Source organism: Streptomyces sp. 13-12-16, from assembly GCF_002114215.1.
Lineage (GTDB): Bacteria > Actinomycetota > Actinomycetes > Streptomycetales > Streptomycetaceae > Streptomyces.
Map to the genome: position 1 here is coordinate 1 of NZ_NCTE01000638.1, position 3,000 is coordinate 3,000.

The window sequence follows — 3,000 nt, forward strand, 5'->3', positions numbered from 1 at the left end:
GCCGACGCCGAGCAGCCACAGGGGGATGCCCGCGCGGGAGGCGCCGACCCGGCGCAGCCGGGCGTCGCGGGGGTGCCGGGCGACGAGGGCGGCGGCCCGCGCGCCCAGTTCGTCGACGGTCGGGTAGTGCGGGAGGGGCGGCAGGGCACACCTCCACGAAGCGGCGCCGTCGTTTCACCGGGAGTGCATGGCGTACGCACAGTCAGTCACGACTTCGGGGGTACGTCAACACCGCGGCGATCGTGGGGACTTCGCCGGGGCCCGCCGGGGGTCAGTGCGCCGCGAGCCGGTAGGCGATCTGTCCGAAGCCGATCTGGTCGCCGTCGCGGACGACCGCCGCGCCGACCACCCGACGCCCGTTCACCGTGGTGCCGTTGGTGGAGCCGAGGTCCCGCAGCACCCAGAGGCCGCCCTGGTGGCGGAGTTCGGCGTGCACGCGGGAGACCGTCTCGTGACTGAGCCGCAGTCCGTTGCCGGGATCGCGGCCTATGCGCAGGGGGTGGCCGCTCGCCGGGTGCGGCAGCAGCAGCTTGGGGAGCTTCTCGGCCTGCCAGGCCCGGCGCAGCCGCACGGTGAATCCGGAGACCGCCTCCACGCCGCCGAACACCAGGCGGGAGAAGCGGCTTTCCCGCGGGAGGTCGGCGATGAGCGCGGCGAGTTCGTCGGAACGGCGCGCCACCAGCGCGAGTTCCATGCGCCGGACGAACGTGTCGTGGGACAGGCGGCCCATGGCGACGCCGTCCCGCAGCACGCTCAGCGCCTTGTCGCGCTCCGCGTCGGAGAGCCGCGCGGGGTACGTGTGGAACTCGAAGGACGACGTCACGCCGTTGATTGTCGGTCAGTGACGGCCGGGCTGTCCAGAAAGCGGGGAAACGGCCGCGCGCGCGGGCGTGCCCGGCGACACCCGCCGCAAAAGGGCGGATCCCCCGGCGAATTGATCTCCCATGGCGCACGATGGACGGACTACCTCACAGTGAGCAGACGAAGGGGAACCGTCCGTGCAGTTCGAGGTGTGGGCACCACAGGCCGGCCGAATGACGCTCGAGTGCGACGGCGTCACGCACGCGTTGGAGCGCGATCCGGAACGGGAGGGGTGGTGGCGGGGGGAGGCCGAGGCGCACGACGGCTCCCGGTACGGCTTCGCGCCGGACGACGGCCCCGTCCTGCCCGATCCGCGCTCGCGCCGGCAGCCGGACGGTCCCGACGGCCTGAGCGCCGTCGTCGACCACGACCGGTTCGACTGGCGCACGGAGTGGGCGGGGCGCCCGCTGCCCGGCGCGGTGCTGTACGAACTGCACGTGGGCACGTACACGCGCGAGGGCACCTTCGACGCCGCCGCCGAGCGGCTCGGCCACCTCGCGGAGCTGGGCGTGACGCATGTGGAGCTGATGCCGGTGTGCCCGTTCCCGGGCCGGCACGGATGGGGGTACGAGGGGGTCTCGCTGTGGGCGGTGCACGAGCCGTACGGCGGGCCCGAGGGGCTGAAACGGTTCGTCGACCGGGCCCACGCCCTCGGCCTGGGCGTCGTGCTGGACGTCGTGCACAACCACCTGGGACCGTCCGGGAACCACCTGCCGCGGTTCGGGCCGTACTTCACGGACACCCATCACACCCCGTGGGGCGCGGCGGTCAACCTGGACGCGCCCGGCTCCGACGAGGTGCGCGCGTTCCTCGTGGACAGCGCGCTGGCCTGGCTGCGGGACTACCGGATCGACGGGCTGCGCCTGGACGCGGTGCACGCGCTGGTGGACACGCGCGCGTGCCACTTCCTGGAGGAGCTGTCCGGGGCCGTGGACGCCCTCGCCGCCGACACCGGCCGGCCCCTGTTCCTGATCGCCGAGTCGGATCTGAACGACCCCAGGATCATCAGGCCCCGCGCGGAGGGCGGCCTCGGGCTGCACGCACAGTGGAACGACGACTTCCACCACGCCCTGCACACCGCGCTGACCGGTGAGGCGCAGGGCTACTACGCCGACTTCGCGCGTGCCCCGTTCGCGGCCCTCGCCAAGACGCTCACCGGTGGCTTCTTCCACGACGGCACGTACTCCACCTTCCGGGGCCGGCGCCACGGCCGCCCCCTGGACCGCAACCGGGTGGCCGGGCACCGGCTCCTCGGCTACGGCCAGACCCACGACCAGGTCGGCAACCGCGCCCAGGGGGACCGGCTGTCCGCACTCCTCTCCCCCGGCCTGCTGGCCTGCGCGGCGGCCCTCACGCTGACCGCTCCCTTCACGCCCATGCTGTTCATGGGCGAGGAGTGGGCGGCGGGCACGCCCTGGCAGTTCTTCACCGACCACACCGACCCGGAGCTCGCCAGGGCGGTGAGCGCGGGCAGACGGCGGGAGTTCGCGGCGCACGGCTGGGCCGAGCAGGACGTGCCGGACCCGCAGGACCCCGCCACCCGCGACCGCTCCTGCCTGGACTGGTCGGAGCCGGAACGCGAGCCCCACGCGCGCGTGCTGTCCTGGTACCGGCTCCTTCTCGCCCTGCGCCACGAGCAGCCGGACCTCACCGACCCGGACCTCGGCGACACCAAGGTGGCCTACGACGAGGAGCACCGCTGGCTGGCCTTCCGGCGGGGGGACGTCCGGGTCGCGGTGAACCTCGGCACCGAGCCCGCGGCGATCCCCCTGGGCGTCCCCGACGCGCGCGTCCTCGCGGCCTGGGAGCCGGTGGAGACCCCGGGCCCGGACGGGGTGCTGCGGCTGCCGGGCCCATCGGCCGTCGTCCTGCTCCAGGGCTGAGAACCGCCCGGCGTGCCCTGACGCCGGGACGCCCGTCCGGCGGACCGTGCCGGACGGGCGTCAGGGCGTGTCGTCCGCGCGGCCGAGGTCCGTCACCCTTTCCAGCATGATCGGCTCCCAGGCGTGCCGCAGACGGGTGCGGAGCGCGGGCGGCGGGGCGGTGCGGCCGGTGAGGGCCTCGGCGAGGTGGCGGACGGAGTCGCAGCGGGCCAGCCACAGGCCGCGCAGGCAGGGGCGGGCGCCGTAGCCGGCGAGG

The 3,000-nt window shown here is 74.6% G+C and carries 2 protein-coding genes and 2 pseudogenes; 1 reads left to right on the top strand and 3 read right to left on the bottom strand.

The features are described 5' to 3' along the window. Together B7767_RS48310 and B7767_RS24760 are read right to left on the bottom strand one after the other, a co-directional pair. Positions 1-144, bottom strand: a pseudogene (locus B7767_RS48310) (dehydrogenase); the annotation flags it as partial. Between the two features lie 127 nt (positions 145-271). Continuing rightward, on the bottom strand, positions 272-823 hold the full coding sequence (locus B7767_RS24760; RefSeq protein WP_085574138.1) for a DUF1707 and FHA domain-containing protein: 552 nt from the start codon (positions 821-823) through the stop codon (positions 272-274). Between the two features lie 175 nt (positions 824-998). Here B7767_RS24760 and treZ point away from each other — a divergent pair, with 175 nt between their 5' ends. Next, a complete protein-coding gene (treZ, locus tag B7767_RS24765) occupies positions 999-2,744 on the top strand; it encodes a malto-oligosyltrehalose trehalohydrolase (protein WP_085574139.1) in 1,746 nt (581 codons plus the stop codon). A 60-nt stretch (positions 2,745-2,804) separates the two neighbouring features. On the opposite strand, the pseudogene B7767_RS24770 reads toward treZ, so the two are convergent. Further along, positions 2,805-3,000: pseudogene (locus B7767_RS24770) on the bottom strand (aminoglycoside phosphotransferase family protein); the annotation flags it as partial.